Consider the following 349-nt stretch of genomic DNA (forward strand, 5'->3'; position numbering starts at 1 on the left):
TACCTGATAAGTAATACTCAATGAAAAGTATGTTTACAGGTTACAAAAAGAATGGCCCAAACCGGCCGGTGCTGAGCGAACCCGCCAACCGAAAATTTAGCCACGGAGCATTGTACATAAGATACGGCTGTGTATTTTGCCCTATATGACAGTAAGTACATCATCGCATCATCACCTGGACAAGCTCACCGCAGCGGGTTTATTGGTTTCTATCGGTATTGTATTCGGGGACATCGGCACCTCCCCTCTTTACACCTACCGCGCAATTATTGAAGATCGGGTNGGCGGTGTCTCGGCCATTTTCTGGACACTGACCTTTCAGACTACCCTGAAATATGTCTTGCTGACG

Annotated in this window: 1 protein-coding gene; it reads left to right on the forward strand. The window is 47.1% G+C overall.

Translation table 11 applies throughout. The features are described from left to right. Positions 1 to 145 precede the first annotated feature (145 nt). Positions 146 to 349, forward strand: a 204-nt coding sequence (locus BLX24_RS31465) for a KUP/HAK/KT family potassium transporter (RefSeq protein WP_177226029.1), incomplete at its 3' end; no start/stop codon positions are given.

It is taken from the genome of Arsenicibacter rosenii, assembly GCF_001870735.1.
In the GTDB taxonomy this organism is placed as follows: Bacteria; Bacteroidota; Bacteroidia; order Cytophagales; family Spirosomataceae; genus Arsenicibacter; species Arsenicibacter rosenii.